The following is a 24,726-nucleotide window of genomic DNA, read 5'->3' on the forward strand; positions in this document are numbered from 1 at the left end:
GGTATCCTCCTAATCTTCTGCAATCCAGCTTCGTAATAATTTAGCAAACTCATCTGGTTTATCTGTTGCCATTTTTTCAAGCTGTTTTCTTCTAATGGACGCCTCAGTATCGGCCGGCTCTTCTATATCAGGGACTTCAAACGTTTGTTGCGTTGTAACCTCTTCACTGATTTCTTCATCTTGTTGTTTATTTCTTCTAACAAGCATGATAATTAAGCCAATAATAGCTAACAATAGTACGCCACCGACAATGTAAACCCACATCGGAATCATTGGTGCTGTTGGTGTTTGACCTTGGGCTTGATTTCCGTTAAATTCTTGGAAAACGATTGATGTTTTATCTGCTGGATTAATATCCGCACCATAAGACTCATCTATAGAGGTAGAAATAATAGAATTTAAGATTGATGCTATACTATTTTCTACTTCTGTTTGTTCTTGAGCTGTTAATAACTCGGGTTCACCATTTTCATTTAGCGTTCCTTTTGTATTATCAACTGCTATTTGAATTCCTAAATCTCTAATTTTATAAGGGCTTTCTACGATTTCACGGGTAATACGGTCAAATTCGTAGTTAATTGAATCTTGAGTTCTTTCATAGTCACCATTTCCGCCATTTTCAGCAGCTGGATAATTAGCAACATCTTCATCGCCAACACCAACCTCATCAGCTGCAGCGGCGCCTTCTCCGGTATACGTTTCTCTAATGGTCTCTGCACTAACAGGTAAACCTTCCATTGCTTCCTCATCAACTGGTTCCACAAGATTTTCCGTTCGATTTTCCTGTGTGAAATCAATATCTGCAGTAACTGATGCTACTACTTTATTTGACCCAATCATTGTACCTAACATCTGTTGCACACGACGTTGAATGTCGCGCTCAATATCTTTTTTTACATTTTGTTGCGTGGTATATGCATCTCCACTTGCAACAGTTGTTGAACTTTCTTGATCATAATAATTAAAATTTTGATCCATAATGACGATATTCTCAGTAGGTAGATTAGGAACAGTTTTCGAAACTAAATGATATAGTGACTTTATTTGTCCAGCATCAAATTGATAACCAGGTGTAGTTGTTAAAACGACTGATGCAGAAGCTGTCTGTTGCTCTTGGCTGACAAAGACTTGATCTTTGGGTAAGTTTATCATCACATTTGCATCTTCAATACCTGAAATACCCGAAATTAGATTAGCAAGTTCTGATTGCATCGCATCTAATTTCATCACATCGAATTCATTTTCCGTCATTCCCCATGACGAATTTTTACTAAAGAATGAATAATCAATATTTCCACTATCAGGAATACCTTGAGCCGCAAGATCAACAAGCAATGTATCAGCCTGTTCACTAGGTACTAAGATCGATGAACCCGCATTTTTAACTTCATATTTTACCCCACGAGTATCTAATTCAGCTTTAATTTGACCTATTTCCTGCATAGATAAGTCATTATATAAAGGCACCATTGTTGACCTTGTAAAAAAAACAGTTCCACCAATAACAATGATGAGAAACAAAAGAACCATAGAGAATAAAAACCCTTTTTGTTTTGTTGACTTACCACGCCAATATTCTATTAACTTGTTTTTGTAGTTTTCTAGTTTTTGTTTCATTCTCTTCCTCCATCAAGCATAAGCAATTATTTTCTATAATTGTTTATTACACTTGCATTCTCATCATTTCTTTATAAGCATCTACTGCTTTCTTTTGTACTTCAATAGCAGTATTTAACGTAATACTTGCTTTTTGAGCAGTAATCATCACATCATGCAAATCATCAATTTCTCCATTTACTAAAGCTTGCGTTTTAACATCAGAAGCTACTTGAGAAGCATTGAGTTGATCAATTGCTCCTTTTAAGCTTGAAGCGAACTTATTTTGTGCCTCACCAGGAGTAATCTTAGGTGAGGTTGATGCAACGTTCGTTGCCTGACCTGTTGCTTGTAAAGCTTGAATATTTGTTAGCATAGAGCATCATCCTCCGTTTTATTTACCTATTTCTAAAGCTTTCATTAACATACTCTTCGTTGCATTAATAGAAGTAACATTTGCTTCATATGAACGTGTTGCACTCATTAAGTCGACCATTTCTTCTAATGGATCTACATTTGGCATAGCCACATATCCTTGGTCATCTGCGTCGGGATGACTTGGGTTGTATACCATAGTAAAAGGTTCTTGGTCTTCTGTAATTTCAGCAACTCGAACACCTGAACCAACTTCACTTGTATTTTTAGCCCGATTTAAATAAGACGAGAAAGATGCACCTTGCTCTTCTAAACTAACCATTTTTCTACGATATGGTTCATATTCACCATCTTCATTAATTCTCGCTCTAGTCGTTTCAGCATTAGCAATGTTAGAGGAGATTGTGTCCATCCTTAGACGTTGCGCTGTTAAAGCACTGGCACTTGTGTTAAGAGAATGAAATATACTCATGATTACGCTCCTCCTCCTCTAATTACTCGTTGTAAGCTGTTGAATTTTCCATTCATTCGATCAACTAATGCTTGATAGTAGATTTGATTATTTGCTAATTCCGTCATTTCTTTATCTATATCTACATTATTTCCATTGTGATTGAATTGGGTATTTTTATTCATGGTAACTTGAAAAGGCTGATTGGTATGACCACTAAAATTAATGTGTTTTTCGTTTGTTCGCTTCGCTTGAAATTGTAGTTGATTATTTAAGGTATGTTTAAACGTAACGTCTTTGGCTTTGTAATTCGTTGTATCTACGTTAGCAATATTGTTGGAGATTGTTTGATTTTTAACTGTGGCGTAATCTAAACCAGTTTGTAAACTAGAAATAGTCCCTCCAAAAAGTGACATGATTTTACCTCCCTGTGTATAAACGGTCATAAACCATTGTTTTCTATCAAATATTGTAATTTAAAAGTTACATAGTGTCTATGCCAACTATTAATAATCTGACTATAGTTGCTACAATTTGTTGTTGAACTAATTCTAAAGAACCAGTTTAGTAGTAGGATTGTTCTTATGTGAAAATTGTCGAAAAATCGCTCCCAAAAATATTATTACACATAATAAGAAAAATAGAAACACCAAATTAAAATTATTTGGGAGTAATTCTCCTATTAAATTTACATTTTTCCGCTAAAAATTTACCGTTATTTTCTTGACTTCAGTAAAATTAGGTATAATTAATCATTTTTATATTGGATAAAGTTGTTTTTTGGTTAGGTCTTTTTGTTGTTGGTAAAATTTTTTTATTGGTGAAGGTTTGAAAGTTACAATTAAAAAAATTATATAACTGATTTTATTGAATTAATAAATATCTATATAAAATAAAAACCGATGTTCAACTAGAAACATCGGTTTTACTATCTTAATTTGATTTTAATTGTTGTAATTCTAATAAGAACTTATTGTTCAATACTTTAATATACGTACCTTTCATCCCTAATGATCTAGATTCGATTACACCAGCACTTTCTAATTTACGCAATGCGTTTACAATTACAGAACGCGTAATTCCAACTCGATCAGCAATCTTACTTGCAACTAGTAATCCTTCATTTCCGTCCAATTCATCAAAGATGTGCTCAATAGCTTCTAGCTCGCTATAAGAAAGAGAACTAATCGCCATTTGAACTACTGCTTTACTACGTGCTTCAGTCTCTATTTCTTCTGTCTTCTCATGTAGTATTTCCATACCAACTACCGTGGCACCATATTCTGCTAATAAAAGATCATCATCATTAAAGCTTTGTGTTAAGCGACTTAAGATTAGTGTACCGAGCCTTTCTCCTCCACCAATTATTGGTACGATAGTGGTTAACCCCTTCTGGAATAGCTCACGGTTTTCAACCGGGAAAGCTGTATACTCACTATCAATATCAATATTAGCAGTTGTTTCATCGATATGAAACAAACTATCGGTGTACTCCTCTGGGAATTGTCTTTCTTCTAACATTGATTTCATTCGTTCATTTTCAATTTGTTGATTGATTGCAAAACCTAGTAATTTACCTCTTCTACTTACCACAAAAATATTTGCCGTGATGATATCGCGCAATGTTGCGGCCATCTCATTAAAATTGACTGATTTTCCCGTTGCTTTCTGTAAAATAGAATTAATTTTTCTAGCTCGTTCTAAAAGTTCCATGTTGTTCCTCCGTTTCTCTAAGACTGTCATTTTAAAATTATAAAATGTATTGACTTAGATCTCTGTTTTTAACGATATTTTCTAACTTTTCTTCTACATACCCTTTAGTGATCTCAATTGTCGGCATTGTCACATCAGCCGCTTCATAAGACAGATCTTCGAGTAACTTTTCTAAGATAGTATGTAGTCTCCTTGCACCTATATTATCGGTTTCTTGGTTCACTTCATAAGCAACTTCTGCAATTTTTGTAATCGCTTCATCAGTAAACACTACTTCTATGCCTTCTGTTTTTAATAATGCCTGGTATTGTTTTAAGAGCGCATTCGATGGTTCTACTAATATTCGCTCAAAGTCTGATACAGAAAGTTTCTCCAATTCTACACGAATAGGAAATCTTCCTTGCAATTCGGGAATTAAATCAGATGGCTTAGCCATATGAAAAGCACCTGCTGCCACAAACAGAATATGATCGGTTTTAACCGGACCATATTTGGTTACAATCGTGGAACCTTCAATGATCGGTAAGATATCACGTTGAACACCTTCACGCGAAACATTTGCAGATTGCTCAGACTTTCCTGCGACTTTATCGAGCTCATCAATAAAGATCATTCCAGATTGCTCCACTTTATCCAAGGCGATCTGTGTCACTTCGTCCATATCAATTAATTTTTGCGCTTCTTGATGAACAAGTACTTTTCGTGCTTCACTTACTGGCAATTTACGCTTTTTCTTCTTTTTAGGCATAAGTGAACCAAATGCATCTTGCATGTTCATACCCATTTGTTCCATACCTGATCCTTGTAACATATCAAACATATTAGAAGATTGTTCTTCTACCTCTATCGTTACGAGGGTATCTTCCAATTCACCTAAAGCTAGTTGGTGAGCGATTCGTGTACGCTTTGTTTCAATTTCTTGTGTTACTTCATCTTTTTCATTTGTATCTTCATTGTTTTGTTGATTTGAAAATAGCATTTCAAACGGATTTTTCGCTTGATTCTGTTGTTTTTTTGCAATCGGCACTAATAACTTTACCAATCGATCGTCAGCATGTTTTTTTGCACGATCTTGCACTTGTGACATTTTTTCTTCTTTTACCATTCTAATGGCCGTTTCAACTAAATCACGTACCATTGATTCTACATCTCTACCAACGTAACCAACTTCTGTGAATTTCGTTGCTTCCACTTTAATAAACGGTGCGCCAACAAGTTTTGCTAGACGCCTAGCAATTTCTGTTTTTCCCACACCTGTAGGACCGATCATCAAAATATTTTTTGGCACAATTTCATCTCGCATGTGATCATCTAATTTGGATCTGCGATAACGATTTCTCAGCGCCACTGCCACTGATTTTTTTGCTTGTTTTTGCCCAATAATATATTGATCTAGTTCTGCCACAATTTGTTTCGGTGACATACCCATACTCACCAACATTACCTCCTCAAGACTAATTAATTTCTTCTAAAATAATTTGGTCATTGGTATAGACGCATATTTCTCCAGCAATTTCTAAAGCTGCTTGTGCAATTTCTTTTGCTGATTTCTCTTGACTATAGCGTGTTAGCGCTCTTCCTGCTGCTAATGCATAATTACCACCAGAACCGATAGCTAAAATACCGTCGTCTGGTTCAATTACTTCACCTGTCCCAGAAACAAGAAGTAATGTTTCTTTATTCATAACGATTAACATTGCTTCTAATTTACGCAATACTTTATCACTGCGCCACTCTTTGGCAAGTTCAACGGCAGATCTTTGTAAATTACCGTTGAACGCTTCTAATTTTGCTTCGAATTTTTCAAATAATGTAAAAGCATCAGCCACAGAACCTGCAAATCCAGCAAGTACTTGCCCTTTAAATAATTTACGAACTTTTCGTGCCTTATGTTTCATTACAACAGCATTTCCCATTGTAACTTGACCATCACCGCTCATCGCGCATTGTCCATTATGTTGTACAGCAAAGATAGTGGTTGCATGAAACGTACTATTCATTCTCTCACCTCAACTTTTTCTTTTTTGTGCCCTTGGATGGCTATCCATATAAATATGTCTCAATCGATCTTTGGTAACGTGTGTATATATCTGTGTTGAAGAAAGATGTTCATGTCCTAGCAATTCTTGCACACTCCTAAGATCTGCACCTGCATTTAGCATATGAGTAGCAAAGGAATGCCGTAATGTATGGGGATGCAATTTTACTGTATCAGAAGCATGTTCCACCATTTTTTGCATAATTAATCGAATGCCTCTTGTTGTGATAGGATTTCCTTTATTATTCAAAAATAGAAAATGACTAGGTGTATTTGTCTTATTTATTAAACGTCGACGTCCATCACTAATGTAGGCTTTTATCGCATTTTCTGCATAGCTCCCGAAAGGAACATATCGTTCTTTTCGCCCTTTACCTAGAACTAAAATCGTTTGTAAGTCAAAGTCGATTGCGTCTAAAGTGAGATTCGTACACTCGCTAACACGTATTCCAGTTGCATACATTAATTCTAATATCGCTTGATTTCGTTGGCCTAATGGTGTCGATAAATCATTAATGGCGAATAGCGCGCCCAATTCTTCTTCATACAAAAAGTCTGGAACACGATGCTTATCTTTTGGAAAAGTAACATGTACAAACGGATTTCCAGCTACTACTTGTTCTCTCTCAAGAAATGTATAAAAACTTCTTAGACTGGAAATTTTTCTAGAAACACTTCGCCGCGTCAACGACTGATTATATAATGAAGTGAGATATACACGAACAGCTTGGTAATCTAATTCATCTAATTGTTTAATCCCTTCTTGATTTAAGAAATCAAAAAACGCTTCCACATCTTTTAAATAGAAATTTATCGTATGTACAGAGGCTCGCTTTTCTATTTGTAGAAAGGAATGGAATTGCTGCAGTTGATATTTAAACTCATTCACTTTTTCACCCCACTTAGGCGATTAAATCGTAACACATCAATTATAGTAACGCAATTAAATTTACAAAATTGTAATAAAATTCTGAATTAACTAATAAACTGAAATTTTGATGACTCGGTGTCAAGTATATTTGCTTACCAATGGATGATTATAGCCTTTTGGTTCATACTTGTCAATGAATAATTTTCATTGTTTTTAATAGGGTTATTTTTCTAATAATTAAAAGTATTATGTTACTTACTATATTCATATCCTTTTTTATGAACTTTCAATCCTTTTTTTAAAATAATTAAGCTAAAAAAAGACAAAAACGAACTATAATGAGATTAATCATATATAATTCGCATTCATGTCATTATTCACTTCGTTATTCATACCTTACTTAGACTTATTGCTGTGGTTCTTCTTTATAATCACAAGAGGTACATTCGATTTGTACACTTTTTTTGGATTTCTTTTCTACAAGTAAACTATTACATTTAGGACAAGGTCTAGTTATTGGTTTGTCCCAAGACAAAAAGTCACACTCAGGGTAGTTATCACACCCATAGAACGTACGACGTTTTTTTGATTTTCTTTCTACTATATTACCTGTTTCACATTTTGGACACCTCACACCGATTTCTTTCAGTATTGGTTTTGTATTTCGACATTCAGGAAAATTAGAACAAGCTAGAAACTTGCCATAACGCCCCATTTTATAAACCATCTCGTGCCCACATTTTTCACAAGTAATACCAGCAGGTTCATCTTTGATTTCTACTTTTTCCATTTCTTTTTCTGCTTTTTCCAATCGTTTTTCGAATCCTTGATAAAAGCCATCAATAATGGAAACCCAATTAGTTTCACCATCTTCTACTGCATCTAAGTCACCTTCCATTTTAACCGTGAAATCAACATCAATAATCTCTGGGAAAAATTCTTTAATTAAATCAATCACAATTCCACCAAGTTCTGTAGGTACGAACCGCTTGTTATCTAATGATACATACCCTCTTCGTTGAATCGTGTCTAATGTAGGAGCGTAAGTAGATGGTCGGCCTATTCCTTGCTCTTCCATTGTTTTTACTAATCTTGCTTCTGTATAACGTGGAGGTGGCTGGGTAAAATGTTGATTTGGTTTGATATCTTTTGCTTGAACGACCATCCCCTCTTCTAAGGCTGGTAATAATTTATCTTTTTCTTGCTTATTATCGTCATTTCCTTCTACATACACTTTCATAAAGCCTTTGAACTTAACCTTAGATCCAGTTGCTCGAAAAGTTACGCCATTTTGCGTAAGATGTACGGTCATGGTATCCATCACTGCCGGAGCCATTAAACTTGCCGTGAAACGATCCCAGATCAATTTATATAATCGGTATTGATCACGAGATAAAATACTTTTTAAGGAGCTAGGATCACGAAATGCAGAAGTTGGTCGGATTGCTTCGTGTGCGTCTTGTGCGCCTTCTGCATTTTTCTTTTGCTTCATGGCGCCAATGTAGTTTTCACCGTAATGCTGCGTAATATAATCTCTGCCTTCTGTTTTAGCTGTATCTGATAGTCTAGTTGAATCTGTACGCATATAGGTGATTAAACCTGTAATACCACCATCTTTCTTGCCTAGATCAATACCTTCATATAATTGCTGCGCAACCATCATGGTCTTTCTAGCTCGAAAGTTTAATTTACGGGCTGCTTCTTGTTGTAAAGAAGAGGTCGTAAATGGAGCAGATGGATTGCGTTTCCGTTCTTTCTTTTGTACTTTTTCTACCGTAAATTGCTTACTGGTTAATTTTGCTTGTATTTTTTCTACTTCTGCTTTATTAGGTAACTTTGTTTTCTTACCATCGATTCCATAAAAAGCGCCTTCAAAAGTGGTAGAATCCTTTAAAAAGGTACCATCAATTGACCAATATTCTTCTGGTTTGAAGTTGTTTATTTCTCTTTCTCTATCAATAATCATTTTGACAGCCACTGACTGAACGCGGCCTGCACTAAGTCCTTTTTTTACTTTCTTCCATAATAACGGACTAATATTATACCCAACGAGTCGATCCAAAATTCTTCTAGCTTGTTGAGCATCTACTAAATCCATATTGATGCTTCTTGGATGTTTAAATGATTCTTTAATCGCATCTTTCGTAATTTCATTAAAAACAACACGACAAGAAGAATGCTCATCAATATCTAAACTGTGGGCAAGATGCCAAGCAATTGCTTCCCCTTCTCTATCGGGGTCAGCTGCAAGATATACTTTTTTTACTTTTTTTGCTGCTGTTTTTAATTCTTTTAGTACGGGACCCTTTCCACGAATGGTAATATATCTTGGATTATAATGATCTTCCACATCTACACCCATCTGGCTTTTTGGTAAATCTCTAACATGTCCCATTGATGCTTTTACTTTATATTTTTTTCCTAAATAACGTTCAATCGTTTTTGCTTTCGCAGGTGATTCTACTATTACGAGATAATCTGCCATTTCTTCGTTCCTCCCAAGAGGTTTTCATTCCTGTTTATCTTTTTGATAAATCTTCACTATTATTAAATACTTGTTACCGTTTTGTCAAACGTTAACATTAGTATCATATTAAAAAAAGATTATTTTAGTACCTCTATTTATCTATATTAAAAGCCATGATTTCTGCGATTCATTCCAATCTTGTAACAAATCTTCGGGATGTTGCACTAATTTTGCACCATCTTGAATCATCTTATGACAACCCTTTGTTTGTTCTAACCACGGGGAACCAGGAATGGCGTACACTTCTCTCCCCTGTTCTAAGGCTTGATCTACAGTAATTAGTGAACCACTCTTTTCCTTCGCCTCTATCACAATCGTTCCAAAACTTAAACCGCTAATGATCCGATTACGTTCAGGGAAATGATATCTTTTTGGTGGTGTTTCTGGAAGATATTCCGAAATAACTAAGTGACTAGTAACTAATTGGTGAAATAATTCAAGGTGCTGCTTTGGATAGACGGAGGCTAGTCCGCTTCCTAAGACTGCAATCGTTTTCCCATCATAATAGGTGGCTAAACGATGAGCATAACCATCAATACCTAGCGCCATTCCACTAACAAATAACCACTTTTCTGTGATTAAAGGAGCCAAAATAGTATACATTTTCTTTTTTGCTTCTCTGGATGGTTGCCTTGTTCCTACCACACTAAGTGAAGGTTGATAATGAATAAAACTCGGATCACCTAAGCCATATAAAACGAGGGGAGGATCAGGTATTTGCCTGAGTGAGGTTGGATAATTTTCATCTATTATTGTCCATATATGATAATTTTTAAAATCCATGTTTACTTGTTTGATTAGGTGATTGTCGTGTAAATCATAATAAAGAAGATTTGCCCTTTCTATTGAAAGATGAAGTAGTTCTTGTAACTGATTAGAGGAATAATCATAGAGGTATGTTAAAGAAGGGTCTTGCGTTAATAAATGACGAATAATTGTTCTTGAGACTGATCGACATCTATACAGATGAAGTAAACGATGTCTCGCTTGTTTATCTTGCAATCCACTCACTCCCTATTTCATATACTAGTTGATGTACTAAAATTTCAGGTCGTAACGTAAAAAACAGTTAGCAAAAGAAGGAATCTGGAACAAAAAGTTTTTTTCATACTGTTGGATATTTATTTGTTCCAGACAATTTGTTACGAAGCCTTCTCTTTTCAGATAATACGTACATTGTATAAAAATAACAGTGTATTGTCTATCTTTTTTTTGCTTCATTATTAATTTGATCGCTTTGTTTATCGACTTGATAGATGAATGCAAATACTTCTGCAACTGCTTGATAGAGTTCTTCAGGTATTTTTTCGTTGATATTTAACTTCGACAATAATTCAATTAAATTGTGATCTTCTTGTATTGGAACATTGGCTGCTTTGGCACGCTCGATAATTTCTTCAGCAATTAAACCAGCCCCATTGGCTGAAACTCTTGGTGCATGTTCTTTTTGAGCGTCGTAACTTAATGCAACAGCTTTTTTCTGTTGATATTTTTCTGTCATATACGAATATCCACTCCTTTGGTTGGGGATATTGGCTGCTCTTGTGTCTTCTTTATTTCTTCTTGTATCTGTTCCGTTAATTGCTTAAATTGAACCGATAATAATTGATACTCACTTTTTGCTAAACCTTCCTGTAAGCTAGGTTGTAATTGTTCAATAAACGGAGAAATTTCTTGATGTTGATTAAAAACGGTAAGACTAATCCTACGATTTTGAATGGACATATCGATCCACGTATCACCAATGCTAGAAAGCTCCAAAAAAAACATAATTCGGCAGTAGTCTGGATTGATTTCACCCTTTTCATTACGTTTGCTTTCCATATCTATTTGCATGTTCTTTTCTAATCCAAACATATTAGGAAGTTGCATCGTTGCTTGAATAAAAGCGCCATCTTCTTTGATACTACCAATTTGCATACCAATAAGTGTTTGGAGTAAGTTTTCTTTTTCCTGCTTTCCTATTGTACTTCCTTGTAGTGATTGTAATAGTAGTTTTTTTAATGATTGATCTTGCATGACAGCCGCTTGACTTTTTTCAGTGATTTGGTGCTCTAAATTTATACCAGAGAATTGCAAAAAATGTTTTAATTGTAAGACAAACTGCTCCTTTATTGGCATTGTAATATTTTTATTCATCGCCAACAAATCAAGTAGCTTATGTTCCGCATTTTTGGGTAACTGTTGCTCTGCTAAGCTAGTGAGTTTCGGTAAAAATGACGCGAATGTTTTCCATGTAGGTTCTTGTTGCCACTTTTGAAATAGTGTTGCTTCTTCATTTGTTAGAAAAGATCTAATTTTACTAGTCAAATGATTATTTTCAATAAATGACAGCAATTGTTGTTGTAAAGCTTGTTGTTTCGGATGGTCCTGTCCTGGTTGACCCACAGCTTGCATAAGTTTAGCGAATTGCACCTGTTGTTGTTCTGTTAAACCTAACTGCCGAGAAAATAATTGCCCTAATCTTTGGCTAATATAACTATCTCCAGATTGCTTCACAGCTACTTCTAACTGGCTTTTCATTGCATCTGTTTGTGTCATCTTAAGACTCTCAGCTACCATACCAGCTTTTTTCAACACTTGTACAACGTCTTGGTTTCCTTGATCCAATTGATCTTGCAAGAACGGTAACATTTGATTTGATGCGCCAGTTTTCGTTGACTGATTAAACAATAGACTGTTAAGACGAGAAGCAAGCAAAGGCGTCGTTGAATTTGTACCTTGCTTTGATGGCTGTAATAATTCATACACTTCTTGCATTTGTGTACGTAATGAATTTTTTTCTGCATTCGCTAACGATTGATAGATTGATGAGGTTATTGGCAATTGTCGTTCCATCATCTCCATTAGTAATGGTGCAGAGGTCTTTCCTTGACCTGGTTTTAATTGCAACGCCTGTATTAATGTTTCTGGACGAAAGGTAACATTTGCTTCCATTAAATTTCGTACAAATTGGATATTGGCTTTTGATAACGGTAATTTCAACTGTTTTAATAAAGCCACTACTTGCTGCTCCATTGACTTTGTGCCTGGTTGGTCTGTTACTACTTTTAAATGTAACATCTGATCATTGGATTGTACTTGAAACCAATAGTTACTATCTAAAGATAAAGCTGTTTTTAATTGCGCAATAACTTTTTGGTTTCCTAATTGTATACTTGCGCGTTGATTTGGATATATCTCTAAGACTTTTCCAAGTAATATTTGACCTGGTTTTAACGCACTCGTTTTTGACGTAACATTAGCTGTTGTCACCGATGATTTCGAGGTTACATGATTGGAGTAAATAGACAATGCTCATCCTCCTTTCTTACGATTTAATCGGCGCAAAAGACTGTCGATGATAAGGGGTAATTCCGTATTTCGTAATGGCAGCTAAATGTGTTTTTGTGCCGTAACCTTGATTTTGATCAAAGCCATATTGTGGATATATTTGATGCAATTCTGCCATCATGTTATCACGTTTTACTTTTGCTAAAATACTCGCTGCAGCAATACTAATACTTTTTTGATCTCCTTTTATAATTGCTTCTGAAGAATATGGTAAATCCGAAAGATCTACGGCATCCACAAGTAAATGATCTGGTTGGTGTGTTAAACCCGCCACTGCTTGTTTCATTGCTCGGATAGTAGCTTGATAGATATTAATTTGATCAATCATTTGATTATCAACAATACCAAAACTGTATGTGACTGCTGATGTTGTAAGCTGTTCATAAAATGATTCTCGTTTCGCTCGAGACATTTGTTTCGAATCATTGATTCCAGGTAAATAGACATCTTTATCTAAAACCACAGCAGCAGCTACTACAGGACCAGCTAGTGGACCACGTCCTACTTCATCAACCCCTACCACAATGTTTTTTCCTTGCTGATACGCTTTTTGTTCATATTGTAGCATTCGATAAAATTGTGTTTCTAATTGTTGTGCTTTTTCTTTTCTGTTTAAATATTTCTTTAGCGCTGTTTGAACACCTTTTCTTTCATCCATATGTAAAAGTTGTAGTTGTTCTTCCGATAACGTATCTGTTAACAATAGTTGTGTAATTTCTTTTACTGATTGCTGTTTTGTCATGTGTACTGGCCTCCATTGTCTGCCCCTACTAGCAGTCAATCTTTACAGATGAAAGTCTCACCTTTATCTATATATCGACCGTTTAGTAAAAAAATAAAGACATCCTTCAGCAGGAATGCCTTTAGCACTTTTTATTGACCTGGAAGTTCTAAGGAAACTCTGCCAAATTTTCCAGTTCGTAAATCTCTAATGATAACGTCCGCCGTTTTTTCTAGATTGACAAGACCACCACTTTCTAAACAACCGCGCAGGCGACCAATATGCTCCATTAGTTCTTCGGTATTGTTATTTACTTCTTCAAGCTGGTAACGGGACGCTAACATATTAGAATAGTTGCTTTGTAAATAATTTAACGTATAAGCAGCAACTTCTTCTAAAGGAAGTAGTTGGTCCTTGATCGTCCCTATCGTAGCTAGACGATAACCTACAAGTTCATCTTCGAACTTTGGCCATAAAATACCTGGCGTATCTAATAACTCAAAATCTTTCTTTACTTTAATCCATTGTTGATTAGTAGTGATGCCTGGCCGATCACCAGTTTTGGCAATTTTACGTTTGGCTAGGCGATTAATTAACGTTGATTTACCTACATTAGGAATCCCAATGATCATTGCTCGTGCAGGTCTTGGACGTATCCCTTTTCGTTTTAAACGTTCCATTTTTTCTTCTGCCATCTGTTTAGCCACTATAATCAGGGCTTGTACATCTTGTTTTTCTCCAGCATCTACTGCGACTGCTGGTATTTGTTGTTCTTTATAATAGTCAAGCCATTTTTCCGTTCTGACCGGATCTGCTAAATCTTTTTTCATCAAAACATACATTTTCGGTTTTTGTTTTAATACTTGATGTAACATTGGATTTTGTGATGATAAAGGCGCTCTAGCATCCACAAGCTCAATAACAAAATCTACTAGTTTAAGTTTTTCTTGTACTTCCCGTTTTGCTTTTGCCATATGGCCAGGGAACCATTGTATTGTCATTATTTACCTCCTAATCATTCACAAGCCCAAAGTGACTTAATGGCCAATAGATGAAGGAAGCACTTCCAACAATTTGGTCATAGGATATCAAACCAATCATACGACTATCTGTGGAGTTCCCTCGATTATCACCTAACACTAAGACATGTTCGGGTGGTATAACATCTACATTACCTGGTATATCACTCATCGAAAAATCCACTGTATACGTCTCATCTGGTGCGAGTGAATCTTTCTTCTCTTGTAAAAATGGTTCCTCTACTTGTTTGCCGTTTATATATAAGGTATCATCCTTCACGTCTACTGTTTCGCCAGGTAGTCCAATGACACGCTTAATATAATCTCTACGCTCTGTTGCGTGAAATATTACGATATCGAACCGATCTGGTTCACTTAACGCATAATTGATTTTATTTACTATCATATGATCTCCATTATGTAAGTTAGGTTGCATCGATGGACCCTCTACGACAATTGGGGTGAATAGAAACGTTCGAACAATATAGACTAACACAGTTGCTATCAGGAGTGCTTTTAACCAGTCCAACCATTCACTTTTTTTCTTTGCCATCTGCGTTTCCTCCGATACCGATTACTTCTACATATTATAGTTATAAAATATATGTCTATATTATACTGCGCAAATTTAAAATAACAAAATACTTATTAACAAAAAAGAGCTTGACAATGCAAGCTCCTTTTGCTGTATTCATTAGCGAATTTCTTTAATACGTGCAGCTTTACCACGTAGATTACGTAGATAGTAAAGTTTCGCACGACGTACTTTACCACGACGGCTAACTTCAATTTTATCAATACGTGGAGAATGTACAGGGAACGTACGTTCAACACCTACACCGTAAGAAATTTTACGTACAGTGAATGTTTCACTAATTCCACCATTCTGGCGTTTAATGACAACACCTTCAAATACCTGAATACGTTCACGGTTACCTTCGACAACCTTCACGTGAACTTTCACAGTATCACCAGGACGGAATTCAGGATGATCTGTACGAAGCTGTTCTTTTGTGATTTCTTCGATTAATTGTTGCATTATGTCACACTCCTTCCAAACCAATGCTCTTAACAATTTTTTCTGACAGCGGAACATCGTTTATACGACTTAAGTACTCACTTAAGCACAACTAACAATATATCATAATTCCACCAAGTCTTCAACTCTAATTTAGAAATCTTTATCTTGAGATTGGATCCAACGCTCTTCTTCATCCGTTAAAGAATGAGAGTGTAATAAATCAGGGCGACGTTGCCATGTTCGTAAAATAGATTGCTGATGTCGCCATTTTTTAATCTTTTCATGATGACCAGATAGTAGTATGTCTGGTACTTTTAACCCGCGAAAATCGGCGGGGCGTGTATAATGTGGATGTTCCAATAGACCGGTTGAAAAAGAATCTGCAGGTGCAGAATGCTCATTACCTAAAACACCTGGCAACAAGCGTACAACACTATCCATAACAACCATCGCTCCAAGTTCGCCTCCCGTTAACACGTAATCGCCAATAGAAAGCTCATCGGTAACTAGTTCTTGACGGATACGTTCATCATACCCTTCATAATGCCCACAAATAAAGATAAGCTGTTCTTCTTGAGCAAGCTCTTCCGCTTTCTGTTGTGTCAGCGTTTCGCCTTGAGGACACATTAAGATAACTCTAGGCTTTTGCTTATATTGATCTGACACATCTGCAACCGCATCAAAAATTGGCTGTGGCATGAGTACCATACCTGCGCCACCTCCATATGGGTAGTCATCTACCTTGTTATGTTTGTTCTCTGTGTAAGTACGAAAGTCGATAGTTTGATAAGAAAAAGCTTTGTTATCTTGTGCTTTTTTTAAAATCGAAGACTCCATGACACCTGTAAACATTTCAGGAAATAGCGTTAAAATATCAACATGCATTATTCTAGCAATCCTTCCATTGGTTCAATAATAATTTTTTGGTTATCAATATCAACTACTTTGACAATATCATCTATATAAGGCAGAAGGAGATCCTTTTGATTAGGACGTTGTACCACCCAAACATCATTAGCCCCTGGAGACAAAATTTCTTTAATCGTGCCAATTGCTTCCTCATCTGTTGTAATGACCTTGCATCCGATAATTTGATGATAATAATAATCTCCTTCATCTAGTTCATGAAGTTGATCTTCTAGTATTGTTAATATTCCTTCTTTAAATGGTTCAACCTTTTCAATCGTGTCATACGATTCAAAAGTAAGTAAATCAAATTGTTTATGCGTACGATGTGATCTCACTGTTAAAGGTATTGGTTCATCATTGTCTTTTCCAATCAAATATAAAATATTCCCTTTATCGAATCTTTCCGTAAAATCAGTGATACGTATTACTTTCACTTCCCCTTTAATTCCATGGGTATTAACTACTTTCCCAACATTATATCGTTTGTAATCACTCACTCTATTCACCTACTTCATCTATTCGAATAACGGTACCATCTTTTATAACAATCACTTGTTCCGTCATGATGTTATCCCACTTTGTTCCTACCTCAACTTCCGTCAAGGCATCGACTTCTCTTTCAAAAATTTCACTTTCAAGTGGGAGTGTATGTATTTGCTCTAGTTGATTCTGCCAAAATCGTATGTTTTCTGTTCTTTTATCCAATTCTTGCTTGAATTTAACGATTACTTTTTGACGATTCAATTTATGTTGATGTTCTAATTTCTTTTGTTCAAATTTTAGTTGTTGTATCTCTTGCTCCAATTTTTGTATTCGATTTTGAAATTTTTGTAGCAATACTGTTTTACTTGCTTCTGTTATGATTTGTTTCACTTTTACTTTTTTTATAATTTGCATAGAAGCTACCTCGCTCTACTTTAACATCGGTTACTACTCTTAGTATAAACGATTCGTAACGGTTTGTTAAAGTATGATGTAAACATTAAATATACAAAAACAGGGAAAGGTTTTTTCTCCCCTCCCTGCTTTACATCAAGTTAAGATAAATTCTTTTTTTCGAATCTGCACTCGCTGCGTAAACAACGGTTCGAATTGCTTTTGCAATTCGACCATTTTTACCAATTACCTTGCCAACATCGGCCGGGTGAACTGTAAGATGATAAATCACTTTACTTGGTTCTTCCTTTTGAACGACCATAATTTGATCTGGGTGATCAACTAATGGTTTGACAATGGTTTGAATTAAGGCTTCCATGTTATCACACTACTTTACTTTTGGTTTTTCGAGTCGTGGAATTTCTTCATGATGCCTTCATTTGAGAATAAATTACGAACTGTGTCACTTGGTTTTGCACCTTTAGTCATCCAGTCCAATGCTTTTTCTTCATCTAATTTCACTTCAACCGGGTTAACAACCGGATTGTATGTGCCAATTTGCTCAATAATACGTCCATCACGAGGAGAACGAGAATCAGCTACTACTACACGATAAAACGGATTACGTTTTGATCCCATGCGTTTTAAGCGAATTTTTACTGCCATGTTTCGCACCTCCATTAATAAATGTCTAACACAAGTTTAGATTGTATCAGAAGTTGAGAAGTCTGTAAAGTGTTTTTCCATTACATGAACGGAAAATTAAATCCTTTACCTTTTTTCCCTTTCTTTCCTTTTTGCATATTAGTCATTTGTTTCATCATTTTCTTCATGTCATCAAATTGTTTTAATAAACGATTGACTTCAGAAACGGGGCGTCCTGAACCTTTTGCAATACGTTTTTTTCGACTCGCATTCATTACACTTGGGTCCACACGCTCTTTTTTAGTCATAGACTGAATAATTGCTTCAACATGTACCAATTGTTTTTCATCTACTTGAACATTCTTTAAACCCTTCATTTTATTTGCACCAGGAATCATGCTAATCAAATCCTCCAATGGTCCCATGCTCTTCACTTGAGACATTTGGTCAAGAAAATCATCAAAGGTAAATGATGCGTCACGCATTTTTTCCTCTAATTCTTGCGCTTTTTTCTGATCTACATTATCTTGTGCTTTTTCAATTAAGGATAGTACATCACCCATGCCTAGAATACGGGAAGCCATACGTTCTGGGTGGAAGGCTTCTAATTCATCTAATTTTTCGCCCATACCAGCGAATTTGATTGGCTTGTTAGTCACAGCTTTAATCGATAAAGCAGCGCCACCACGCGTGTCACCATCTAATTTGGTTAATACAACACCAGTCACATCTAGCTGCTGGTCAAAGCTCTCTGCTACATTGACAGCATCCTGACCAGTCATCGCATCAACCACAAGAAAAACTTCATCTGGATTTACATTTTGTTTGATCTGTTGTAATTCATCCATAAGATCTTCATCCACATGTAGACGTCCAGCTGTATCAATAATGACATAATCTAAATGCTCTTCTTTTGCTTTTTCGATTGCTTGATTCGCAATATCAACTGGATTCGCTTCCGTACCTAAAGAAAATACAGGTAAACTTAATTGTTTGCCTAATGTTTCTAATTGGTTGATCGCAGCAGGACGATAGACATCGGCTGCTACCAGTAAAGGCTTACGATTATGTTTTTTGCGTAATAAGTTTGCCAGTTTACCAGTTGTTGTTGTTTTACCTGCACCTTGTAGACCCACCATCATTATTACCGTAGGTGGACGCTCACTTACTGCAACCCTACTTTGTTCGCCACCCATTAGCGAAGTCAATTCTTCTTTTACTACTTTGATGACTTGTTGACCAGGTGTTAAACTCTCCATCACTTCTTGGCCAATTGCCCGTTCTTTAATGCGTTTAACAAAATCTTTAACAACCTTGTAGTTAACATCGGCTTCTAATAATGCAAGACGCACCTCACGTGTCATTTCTTTTACATCTTGTTCAGAGACTTTCCCCTTACCTGTTATCTTTTTAATCGTCTCCTGCAGACGATCTGCTAAGCCTTCAAATGCCATACAGAGTATCCTCCTACTCTAAGTCTTTTAACTTCCTTACTAATTCTTTCGTTGCTTCAGAAGAGATATCTTCCAACAAATGATCCACTATTTTTTGACGAGCTGTGAACTTTCCATATAGTTGAAGCTTTTCTTCATAAGCTTCAAGCATAGATTCTGTTCGCCTAATATTATCATAAACCGCTTGTCTAGAGACATGAAATGATTCAGATATTTCACCTAAAGAGTAATCTTCTAAGTAGTACATCTCCATATAATTACGCTGTTTCGGCGTTAATAACGATTGATAAAAATCGAATAAATAGTTAATTCTAGTCGTTTTTTCTAACAAAACAAAACACTCCTTGTTAAGCGAAACATCTTTACACTTCATAGTAGATGATGCGATTGTTAACTGTCAAGGGATTCATCATCACTTGACTCGATCATATCAGCGAATAAGCCGTAAACAAATGCTTGTGCATCAAATACTTCTAGATCTGTTACCTTTTCTCCTAATCCAACATATTTAACTGGTATATTTAATTCTTTTCGAATGGCAAGCACAATTCCACCTTTTGCGGTTCCATCTAATTTCGTTAATACAATACCCGTAACATTCGTTGCTTCAGAGAAAGTTTTCGCTTGAGATAAGGCATTTTGTCCCGTAGTTGCATCTAAGACTAATAATACCTCATGGGGAGCGCTCGGTACTTCTCGTTCAATGACTCGTTTTACTTTAGATAACTCATTCATTAAATTAACTTTATTCTGTAGACGTCCAGCTGTATCACACAATAACACGTCAGCATTTCTTGAACGTGCAGCTTGGATGCCATCATAAATAACAGCGGCAGGATCACTTCCTTCACTATGTTTGATTACTTCAACGCCGACTCGTTGTCCCCAAACATCTAATTGTTCAATGGCTCCTGCACGGAACGTATCTCCAGCAACGAGGACAACTTTTTTACCTTGTTCGGATAATTGATGCGCTAATTTTCCGATCGAAGTCGTTTTTCCAACACCGTTGACCCCGACAAATAAAAAGATCGATAAGTCGTTTGGCTGAAGATTTAATTCAGCTTTGACTGTTTCCTCATCCCCTGCATAAATTTCTACTAATTTTTCAGAGATAACATCTTTTAACATACTAGAATCTTTGATATTTTGGCGCTTCACTTCCATTTTTAATTCGTCAACAAGATCCATTACTGTGTTAACACCGACATCTGCTTGTATTAATATTTCTTCTAAATCATCAAAAAAGTCTTCATCTACTTGTCGATATCGTGCGACTAAATTATTTATCTTACTAGAAAAAGATCCTCTCGTTTTTGACAAGCCCGACTTGTACTTGTCGGAAACTTCTTGATTTTCTTCTGTTTTTGAGAATTTATCTTTTAATTTTTTAAAAAAACTCAACTGAACACTCTCCTTAACTAATACTTATTATTGGCAACTTTGCATATCATTTAACCAATTGATTCGTTTCTTCTAATTTCACAGAGACCAAGCGAGATACACCTGATTCTTGCATAGTTACTCCATACAGTACATCTGCCTCTTCCATTGTCCCTTTTCGATGCGTAATCACAATAAATTGTGTGTTTGCACTATAATCCTGTAAATAACGAGCAAAACGCTGTACGTTGGCATCATCCAAAGCAGCCTCAACCTCATCTAATACACAAAAAGGAACGGGACGGACTCTTAAAATAGCAAATAATAGTGCAATTGCTGTTAAAGCACGTTCACCACCAGAGAGCAAAGCCAATTGCTGGGCTTTTTTACCTGGAGGTTGTGCCTTAATCTCCACACCAGTCTCTAAAAGGTTGTCTGGATTGGTAAGCTGCAAAGCTGCATGCCCACCGCCAAACAACTGCTCAAACACAACTGAAAATTCTTCTTTAATTTGAACAAATGTATCTTCAAATCGACGTTTCATTTCTTCATCCATTTCAGCAATGACGGTATATAGCGTATCTTTTGCTGCTAAAAGATCCGTTTGTTGTTCTGTTAAAAATCGATAACGTTCTTCAATGCGGTCGTATTCTTCAATCGCCCCTAAATTCACCGTACCTAATTCTTCAATGGAACGTTTCAATAATTTGACTTCTTGACTAGCTGCTTCAATATCTGTTGCTTTCGTATACGTTTGCTGCGCTTTTTCAAAAGTGATCGTATACTCTGTTTGAAGTACGTTTAACCTGTTTTCTAATTCAACATCTAATCGATTCGCTTGTACCTCACTACGTTGAATCTGCTCAATAACCGCTTGTTTTTGATTTTGCAACGTCTTTATTTCTTTTTCCGCATCCTCAATTACTTTTGTTTGTTCTAGGCGTTTTTGTCTGTACTGCTGAATTTTTTCGGTTGTAGCTTGCTTGTCTTGTTCTTTCACCTCGAGTTGTGTCTCCAATTCCTGTTGCTTTTCACTACTTTGGTGGAAATGAATTAACTCTTCTAATTGCTTCTCTGTTTCTGCTTTTGAGTGATGAAGTTCGTCTAATGTTGTGGTTAGATCATTCACTTTTTCATTTTGATGATGAACATTTCGATCTTGCTCAGCTAATTGAATTCGTAACTGATGCAATTGCTCTTGCAGTGTTTGATAATTAACTTGATGTTCATTCTTTGTTTTTGTTAATTGATCAATTTCCTGTTGCAAATTAGATAATGTTGTTTCCAATTGTTCTAATTCCAAATGGAGTGTTTGTTTTTGCTCCTTTAATTGGGCATAATCACTATCAAATTGTTGCTTTTCTTGATCATAGATACCTAAATTATCTTGGATATGATTTAATTGCACTTTCTTTTCTGTTCGATTCGCTTGTAGATCATTTTCTTGTTCTTGTAATTGCGCAAGGTGTTGCCTAATATGCTCTAAATGGAGTTCTTGCTCTTCTACTTGCTGTTTTTCTTGTGCTACTTTTTTTTCAAATTGTTTTACACGCACATCATAATCGTTTATCTTTTCAGTAACTTCTTGAAGGTCCTTCTCTCTAGTGAAAAGGGATTGATTGTTTTTCTTCCTAGCTCCCCCAGACATAGAACCACCCGGATTGACCACATCACCATCAAGCGTTACAACTCGGAAGCGCCTCTCTAATTGCTTTGCTATCTCATTCGCGTTCTTTAATGTATCAGCAAAAATCGTATTTCCTAACAAATTGTTAATGACTGTCTGGTACTGTTGATCAAACGTTAATAAGTCTGCTGCAACACCTACGAACCCGTCTATATTGTTCACACGCTCTAATAACGACGTTGGAATTGATTTTGGTCGCATTGTTTGAAGTGGTAAAAAGGTGGCTCTTCCGTTATTCGATTGTTTTAACCATTGAATAGCATCTCGCGCATTTTTTTCATTATCCACAACAATATGTTGCGATTGTGTTTGTAAAGCCGTTTCCATGGCAACTAAATACTGTTTCGGTATGTCAATTAATTCGAGAACAGCCCCGTGCACACCGCTAATCCGGTTGTCTTCCCTTGCTTGTAGAATGGCTTTAACACCTTGGAAATACCCTTGAAAATCTTCTTTCATATCTGCAAGCATTTCCTGTTTGGACTTTAATTTTTCGATATGCTGATATCCTTGATAAAGCTTCCCTTGCAAATCTTGATGGTTTTGTTTCTTTTCTTCCAATGTTTGCTTTGTCACTTGGAGTTGTTGTTGTTGCTCTCTTACAGCTGTCTGTATCTCTTCCAGTTTTGCCTCTAAAATTTGAAGCGCATGTGTGAGTTCTTCACGATTCGTCAATTGATCTTCGAATTTATGTTCATGATTACTTTGACGTAATCTAATCTGGTCCAGTTGTTGTGAAACGTATTGTTGCTCATTACGTTTCGCGGCTTGTTTATTTAACCCCTCAATATATTCAGTCTTTAAATCTTCTATTTTCTCTTCGATATTCTCTTGAGAATTTGCTAATTGACTCTCTAATTGTGTTAGCTCACTTTGTATACTAGTTCGGGCTTCTACTAACTGTGTCAATTGACTTTTTTGTTCAGTAAATTGCATAGATGTCTCTTCTATTTTACTTTGTGTGGTTTTAAGATTAGCAGAAAGTGACGCTTTATTCTCTTCATAATGCCTTGACCGTTCTTCCATTAAGCGTTTATTTCCTTCTAAGTTCTCCAACTCTTGTGTTAACTGTAATAAACGATCTTGTAAGTTCTCAATTAGATCGTCCGTTTGCTGCATGGAATGACGTTCTTTTTCAACATTTGCCTCTTTTTGTTGAATGGTTGTCGTTTTTTCCATTTCTTGATTTTTTTGCTGTTCAATATCCGCTAGATAACTTGTCCATTGCGTATGTAATTGCTCGATTTCTGCAACCAATAAAGAGATTTCTTTCTCTTTTAGTGTTTCTTTTTTTTCAAGATACTCTTTCGCAACAGATGCTTGTTGTCGAAGTGGATCAAGCTGTCCCTCAATTTCATAGATAATGTCTTCTACTCGGTTTAAATTCTCTTGCGTTTCAGCTAATTTATATTCAGCTTTTTTCTTACGATTTTTATATTTCAACACGCCTGCTGCTTCTTCGAAGATCGTTCGTCTTTCTTCCGCTTTTGAACTTAGAATTTCTTCGACTTTTCCCTGACTAATAATCGAGAATGCTTCCCGACCAAGACCAGAATCCATAAACAAATCTATGATGTCTTTTAAGCGACATGTCTGTTTATTTAATAAATATTCACTCTCACCAGAGCGATACACTCGTCGAGTAACACTAACTTCCTCATAATCAATCGGAAGCGCTTGATCTTGATTGTCCAGTACAAGGGTTACTTCTGCAACATTTAATGGTTTTCTTGAATCACTACCTTGAAAAATAATATCTTCCATTTTCGTTCCACGTAATGATTTAGCTGATTGCTCGCCTAATACCCAACGAATCGCATCAGTGATATTACTTTTACCACTTCCATTTGGTCCAACAACTGCTGTTACCCCTGGGACGAAATCAACTGAAATTCGTTCAGCAAATGACTTGAACCCAACAGATTCTAATTTTTTTAGGAACATATGCATTCTCCTATTAGTCTTACAATTTATTATCTATTCTAAAAAGATCTTCAAAAATTTGAGCAATCCTTTTAAACTACAACTTAGGGTTGCTTTTTATTTTTGAATATATTTTAAAGTATCTTTTCATTTTCAACTAATTTATTTTATCATAAAGAAGAGA

Annotated in this window: 25 protein-coding genes; all 25 read right to left on the reverse strand. The window is 35.9% G+C overall.

Annotated elements, in window-relative coordinates; genetic code table 11:
• Positions 1 to 9: 9 nt before the first annotated feature.
• The 25 genes from fliF to smc all read right to left on the reverse strand — a co-directional run bounded on the left by fliF (position 10) and on the right by smc (position 24,563).
• Positions 10 to 1,617 carry a flagellar basal-body MS-ring/collar protein FliF gene (fliF, locus tag DES48_RS02720; RefSeq protein WP_113866618.1) on the reverse strand — a complete coding sequence of 536 codons (1,608 nt, stop codon included), beginning with the start codon at positions 1,615 to 1,617 and terminating at the stop codon, positions 10 to 12.
• A 46-nt stretch (positions 1,618 to 1,663) separates the two neighbouring features.
• On the reverse strand, positions 1,664 to 1,972 hold the full coding sequence (gene fliE, locus DES48_RS02725) for a flagellar hook-basal body complex protein FliE (RefSeq protein WP_113866620.1): 309 nt from the start codon (positions 1,970 to 1,972) through the stop codon (positions 1,664 to 1,666).
• An 18-nt stretch (positions 1,973 to 1,990) separates the two neighbouring features.
• A complete protein-coding gene (gene flgC, locus DES48_RS02730; RefSeq protein ID WP_079709441.1) occupies positions 1,991 to 2,443 on the reverse strand; it encodes a flagellar basal body rod protein FlgC in 453 nt (150 codons plus the stop codon).
• A 2-nt stretch (positions 2,444 to 2,445) separates the two neighbouring features.
• Positions 2,446 to 2,838, reverse strand: coding sequence for a flagellar basal body rod protein FlgB (gene flgB, locus DES48_RS02735; protein WP_113866623.1), 393 nt, complete (start codon positions 2,836 to 2,838; stop codon positions 2,446 to 2,448).
• A 517-nt stretch (positions 2,839 to 3,355) separates the two neighbouring features.
• Complete coding sequence (codY, locus tag DES48_RS02740) at positions 3,356 to 4,135, reverse strand: GTP-sensing pleiotropic transcriptional regulator CodY (protein WP_113866625.1); 780 nt, start codon at positions 4,133 to 4,135, stop codon at positions 3,356 to 3,358.
• 37 nt (positions 4,136 to 4,172) lie between these two features.
• Positions 4,173 to 5,564 carry an ATP-dependent protease ATPase subunit HslU gene (hslU, locus tag DES48_RS02745; RefSeq protein ID WP_425451850.1) on the reverse strand — a complete coding sequence of 464 codons (1,392 nt, stop codon included), beginning with the start codon at positions 5,562 to 5,564 and terminating at the stop codon, positions 4,173 to 4,175.
• Between the two features lie 25 nt (positions 5,565 to 5,589).
• Positions 5,590 to 6,135 (reverse strand): ATP-dependent protease subunit HslV, encoded by a 546-nt coding sequence (gene hslV / locus DES48_RS02750; RefSeq protein ID WP_113866629.1) that lies wholly within the window; start codon positions 6,133 to 6,135, stop codon positions 5,590 to 5,592.
• Between the two features lie 9 nt (positions 6,136 to 6,144).
• On the reverse strand, positions 6,145 to 7,062 hold the full coding sequence (xerC, locus tag DES48_RS02755; RefSeq protein WP_113866631.1) for a tyrosine recombinase XerC: 918 nt from the start codon (positions 7,060 to 7,062) through the stop codon (positions 6,145 to 6,147).
• A gap of 388 nt (positions 7,063 to 7,450) precedes the next feature.
• Complete coding sequence (gene topA, locus DES48_RS02760) at positions 7,451 to 9,529, reverse strand: type I DNA topoisomerase (protein ID WP_113866634.1); 2,079 nt, start codon at positions 9,527 to 9,529, stop codon at positions 7,451 to 7,453.
• 141 nt (positions 9,530 to 9,670) lie between these two features.
• On the reverse strand, positions 9,671 to 10,573 hold the full coding sequence (gene dprA / locus DES48_RS02765) for a DNA-processing protein DprA (RefSeq protein WP_113866636.1): 903 nt from the start codon (positions 10,571 to 10,573) through the stop codon (positions 9,671 to 9,673).
• Between the two features lie 199 nt (positions 10,574 to 10,772).
• Positions 10,773 to 11,072 (reverse strand): EscU/YscU/HrcU family type III secretion system export apparatus switch protein, encoded by a 300-nt coding sequence (locus tag DES48_RS02770; protein WP_113866638.1) that lies wholly within the window; start codon positions 11,070 to 11,072, stop codon positions 10,773 to 10,775.
• Entirely contained in the window at positions 11,069 to 12,865 is a 1,797-nt protein-coding gene (locus DES48_RS02775; RefSeq protein WP_113866640.1) for a hypothetical protein, read from the reverse strand. The genes DES48_RS02770 and DES48_RS02775 overlap by 4 nt, the downstream gene beginning before the upstream one ends.
• 16 nt (positions 12,866 to 12,881) lie before the next feature.
• On the reverse strand, positions 12,882 to 13,646 hold the full coding sequence (locus tag DES48_RS02780) for a ribonuclease HII (RefSeq protein ID WP_113866642.1): 765 nt from the start codon (positions 13,644 to 13,646) through the stop codon (positions 12,882 to 12,884).
• A 131-nt stretch (positions 13,647 to 13,777) separates the two neighbouring features.
• Positions 13,778 to 14,626 (reverse strand): ribosome biogenesis GTPase YlqF, encoded by an 849-nt coding sequence (gene ylqF, locus DES48_RS02785; RefSeq protein WP_113866644.1) that lies wholly within the window; start codon positions 14,624 to 14,626, stop codon positions 13,778 to 13,780.
• A gap of 10 nt (positions 14,627 to 14,636) precedes the next feature.
• A complete protein-coding gene (gene lepB, locus DES48_RS02790) occupies positions 14,637 to 15,197 on the reverse strand; it encodes a signal peptidase I (RefSeq protein WP_113866646.1) in 561 nt (186 codons plus the stop codon).
• Between the two features lie 141 nt (positions 15,198 to 15,338).
• Positions 15,339 to 15,683: a 50S ribosomal protein L19 gene (rplS, locus tag DES48_RS02795; protein ID WP_079709428.1), complete on the reverse strand. Its 345-nt coding sequence runs from the start codon at positions 15,681 to 15,683 to the stop codon at positions 15,339 to 15,341.
• Positions 15,684 to 15,815: 132 nt separating this feature from the next.
• Complete coding sequence (trmD, locus tag DES48_RS02800; RefSeq protein WP_113866648.1) at positions 15,816 to 16,550, reverse strand: tRNA (guanosine(37)-N1)-methyltransferase TrmD; 735 nt, start codon at positions 16,548 to 16,550, stop codon at positions 15,816 to 15,818.
• Positions 16,550 to 17,071, reverse strand: a complete 522-nt coding sequence (gene rimM, locus DES48_RS02805; RefSeq protein WP_113866650.1) for a ribosome maturation factor RimM — start codon at positions 17,069 to 17,071, stop codon at positions 16,550 to 16,552. The genes trmD and rimM overlap by 1 nt, the downstream gene beginning before the upstream one ends.
• Position 17,072: 1 nt before the next feature.
• On the reverse strand, positions 17,073 to 17,471 hold the full coding sequence (locus DES48_RS02810) for a YlqD family protein (protein WP_113866652.1): 399 nt from the start codon (positions 17,469 to 17,471) through the stop codon (positions 17,073 to 17,075).
• A 130-nt stretch (positions 17,472 to 17,601) separates the two neighbouring features.
• Positions 17,602 to 17,829: a KH domain-containing protein gene (locus DES48_RS02815; RefSeq protein WP_113866654.1), complete on the reverse strand. Its 228-nt coding sequence runs from the start codon at positions 17,827 to 17,829 to the stop codon at positions 17,602 to 17,604.
• A 14-nt stretch (positions 17,830 to 17,843) separates the two neighbouring features.
• On the reverse strand, positions 17,844 to 18,116 hold the full coding sequence (rpsP, locus tag DES48_RS02820) for a 30S ribosomal protein S16 (RefSeq protein WP_079709423.1): 273 nt from the start codon (positions 18,114 to 18,116) through the stop codon (positions 17,844 to 17,846).
• 80 nt (positions 18,117 to 18,196) lie between these two features.
• Positions 18,197 to 19,549, reverse strand: coding sequence for a signal recognition particle protein (ffh, locus tag DES48_RS02825; protein WP_079709422.1), 1,353 nt, complete (start codon positions 19,547 to 19,549; stop codon positions 18,197 to 18,199).
• A 13-nt stretch (positions 19,550 to 19,562) separates the two neighbouring features.
• Positions 19,563 to 19,880, reverse strand: a complete 318-nt coding sequence (locus DES48_RS02830) for a putative DNA-binding protein (RefSeq protein WP_079709421.1) — start codon at positions 19,878 to 19,880, stop codon at positions 19,563 to 19,565.
• Between the two features lie 59 nt (positions 19,881 to 19,939).
• Positions 19,940 to 20,953: a signal recognition particle-docking protein FtsY gene (gene ftsY, locus DES48_RS02835; RefSeq protein ID WP_113866656.1), complete on the reverse strand. Its 1,014-nt coding sequence runs from the start codon at positions 20,951 to 20,953 to the stop codon at positions 19,940 to 19,942.
• Positions 20,954 to 20,999: 46 nt separating this feature from the next.
• The gene (smc, locus tag DES48_RS02840) at positions 21,000 to 24,563 is read right to left on the reverse strand and encodes a chromosome segregation protein SMC (protein WP_113866658.1); all 3,564 of its coding nucleotides are present in this window, start codon (positions 24,561 to 24,563) and stop codon (positions 21,000 to 21,002) included.
• Positions 24,564 to 24,726: the final 163 nt, after the last annotated feature.

The organism is Paraliobacillus ryukyuensis (assembly GCF_003315295.1).
In the GTDB taxonomy this organism is placed as follows: domain Bacteria; phylum Bacillota; class Bacilli; order Bacillales; family Amphibacillaceae; genus Paraliobacillus; species Paraliobacillus ryukyuensis.

What these genes read in the sequence shown, in the direction of transcription:
- flgB (WP_113866623.1), bottom strand. Translation starts at nt 2,838, where the DNA reads ATGTCACTTTTTGGAGGGACTATTTCTAGTTTACAAACTGGTTTAGAT.
- fliE (WP_113866620.1), bottom strand. Translation starts at nt 1,972, where the DNA reads ATGCTAACAAATATTCAAGCTTTACAAGCAACAGGTCAGGCAACGAAC.
- DES48_RS02810 (WP_113866652.1), bottom strand. Translation starts at nt 17,471, where the DNA reads ATGCAAATTATAAAAAAAGTAAAAGTGAAACAAATCATAACAGAAGCA.
- ylqF (WP_113866644.1), bottom strand. Translation starts at nt 14,626, where the DNA reads ATGACAATACAATGGTTCCCTGGCCATATGGCAAAAGCAAAACGGGAA.
- lepB (WP_113866646.1), bottom strand. Translation starts at nt 15,197, where the DNA reads ATGGCAAAGAAAAAAAGTGAATGGTTGGACTGGTTAAAAGCACTCCTG.
- hslV (WP_113866629.1), bottom strand. Translation starts at nt 6,135, where the DNA reads ATGAATAGTACGTTTCATGCAACCACTATCTTTGCTGTACAACATAAT.
- topA (WP_113866634.1), bottom strand. Translation starts at nt 9,529, where the DNA reads ATGGCAGATTATCTCGTAATAGTAGAATCACCTGCGAAAGCAAAAACG.
- rplS (WP_079709428.1), bottom strand. Translation starts at nt 15,683, where the DNA reads ATGCAACAATTAATCGAAGAAATCACAAAAGAACAGCTTCGTACAGAT.
- hslU (WP_425451850.1), bottom strand. Translation starts at nt 5,564, where the DNA reads ATGGGTATGTCACCGAAACAAATTGTGGCAGAACTAGATCAATATATT.
- DES48_RS02780 (WP_113866642.1), bottom strand. Translation starts at nt 13,646, where the DNA reads ATGACAAAACAGCAATCAGTAAAAGAAATTACACAACTATTGTTAACA.
- DES48_RS02770 (WP_113866638.1), bottom strand. Translation starts at nt 11,072, where the DNA reads ATGACAGAAAAATATCAACAGAAAAAAGCTGTTGCATTAAGTTACGAC.
- flgC (WP_079709441.1), bottom strand. Translation starts at nt 2,443, where the DNA reads ATGAGTATATTTCATTCTCTTAACACAAGTGCCAGTGCTTTAACAGCG.
- ffh (WP_079709422.1), bottom strand. Translation starts at nt 19,549, where the DNA reads ATGGCATTTGAAGGCTTAGCAGATCGTCTGCAGGAGACGATTAAAAAG.
- rpsP (WP_079709423.1), bottom strand. Translation starts at nt 18,116, where the DNA reads ATGGCAGTAAAAATTCGCTTAAAACGCATGGGATCAAAACGTAATCCG.
- smc (WP_113866658.1), bottom strand. Translation starts at nt 24,563, where the DNA reads ATGTTCCTAAAAAAATTAGAATCTGTTGGGTTCAAGTCATTTGCTGAA.
- fliF (WP_113866618.1), bottom strand. Translation starts at nt 1,617, where the DNA reads ATGAAACAAAAACTAGAAAACTACAAAAACAAGTTAATAGAATATTGG.
- DES48_RS02815 (WP_113866654.1), bottom strand. Translation starts at nt 17,829, where the DNA reads ATGGAAGCCTTAATTCAAACCATTGTCAAACCATTAGTTGATCACCCA.
- trmD (WP_113866648.1), bottom strand. Translation starts at nt 16,550, where the DNA reads ATGCATGTTGATATTTTAACGCTATTTCCTGAAATGTTTACAGGTGTC.
- codY (WP_113866625.1), bottom strand. Translation starts at nt 4,135, where the DNA reads ATGGAACTTTTAGAACGAGCTAGAAAAATTAATTCTATTTTACAGAAA.